A 1,681-nucleotide genomic window follows, 5' to 3' on the forward strand; every position below is an offset into this window, starting at 1 on the left:
TTTAGGTATGGTATAATCCATACCTGGAAACTTAAAAACCGAAAGGAGTTTACGACATGACTGATGAGAACGTTCTGCCTGTTTCGCAAGGACAGGATGAAGGCGGGCAGCCTTCGCCTGACACCTCAGGAGCAGACGACAGACCCATTAGCAGGATTGAATTTCAAAAGGCAATTGATGAGTTGGCTAACAAGTTGTCAAGCGAAGTTCAATCCTTATCCGACAAGGCCACAGCCAGGCTGAATAAAGAGGTTAGCGGCAAGCTGAGCCAAACCATTGACGAAATCGCAAAAGAGAAGAAGCTCGATGAGGAACAAGTAGCTTCTCTCAAAAAGCAATTTCTTCAAGAGGAAGCCAGCCGCTACTTAGAGAAGCAGCCGGATAAGGGTAGCCCACCCAGTTCGCGTACTGCTTCGCAGCCCGACCAGAAAGCCATCGCGGAGGTAGACACCTGGTTGCGCAACCGTATGGACGAGACCGGGATTGCTTTGTTTGACAATGATCCTGAGGTCACGGCGGTGAAGTTCACGCCTAACGACACTCTGGAGGATCTGAAAGAGAAGTGGGACGAAGCGATCCAGGCGAAAGCCAATAGGCTGGGGCGCACGTTGCCAGACGGTAAGCCCGCACCACCTCGTAGTCCGGGGATGGTGGGAGGTGGTCCGGCAGGCAATACAGCGGAGCGGTTGACAACGCAGTTGGAGGCTCTTGATAGAAAGCCTACCAAGACTAAATCTGAATGGGCTGAATACCAGAGATTATCAACTGAGTTGGCGCAACTGCTAAAAACAAGATAGGGACTGGCGCGTGCCAGTCCAAAGGAGACTGACACATGACTGTTCAGACAACTTCAACTCTGTCTAACAGCATTCGCAGCGTTTATAAGAGCAAGTATGCCCTCGGGCAGAAACCTCAGAAAGTGTACGATCAGGCGGCTATGGATTACACGTCCGTTTACCCGGACGGTAAATCTATGGACGAGTTGATGCAGTCGGACTATATTTACCTTCCCTTCCTGGGAGTAATGGCACCTTCTACTTCGGCAATATCCCAAGTGGGAGATGTAAGTCCCCAAACGTTACGCGATGCTAAGACAGGTATTACTTGGACCAGCCGGGGCGACGCCCTGCAATGGTCAAAACAGACCGATATTCAACTCTATTCCGACTACGCCGCCGCAGCTTTTCAGCGGGTAGGTGAAGCCGCCGGAGTGTCTATCGACTTACTGGCACAGGAAGCAGCCCTGCAAGGCTCGTTGGTGAAGCGCTATGTTGCACGCGCCTCATTAGATGCAGGCAGTTCAGAACACCGCGCCAGCGACAGCATCTTCCCGCAAGCGGAAGTGATGCTAATGGACTTGGGCGCGCCTGGATTAGCGGGTGACGATGGCAGCCTGGATACCTTAATGTGCATCCTGCACCCATTCCCGTTCCACGACATCCGCGAGAGCGGCAACGTTGACACCATCGGTATCTACCAGGACAAGGGTATTCATCTAAACTACGAACTCGGGCAAATTGGCAAGACCCGCCTGGTCGTGACCAGGAACGCCAAAGTGTTTGGTGCGGCTGGCGCAGACAACTCATACAATGTAGCCACGACTCTGAGCGCGGCAGCTAACCAACTGGCAACCTCGATCACAACCACCGATGACGAATCATCCGACCTCGGCAACACTACC

2 protein-coding genes are annotated in these 1,681 nt (G+C 52.7%); both read left to right on the forward strand.

Going from position 1 to position 1,681, the window contains the following annotated elements; translation table 11 throughout:
* Nucleotides 1-56: 56 nt before the first annotated feature.
* Complete coding sequence (locus HWQ67_RS17855) at nt 57-797, forward strand: hypothetical protein (protein ID WP_218254046.1); 741 nt, start codon at nt 57-59, stop codon at nt 795-797.
* 35 nt (nt 798-832) lie between these two features.
* A partial coding sequence (locus HWQ67_RS17860) for a hypothetical protein (RefSeq protein ID WP_218254047.1) occupies nt 833-1,681 on the forward strand: 849 nt, incomplete at its 3' end.

Source organism: Candidatus Magnetobacterium casense (assembly GCF_019173545.1).
Lineage (GTDB): Bacteria > Nitrospirota > Thermodesulfovibrionia > Thermodesulfovibrionales > Magnetobacteriaceae > Magnetobacterium > Magnetobacterium cryptolimnobacter.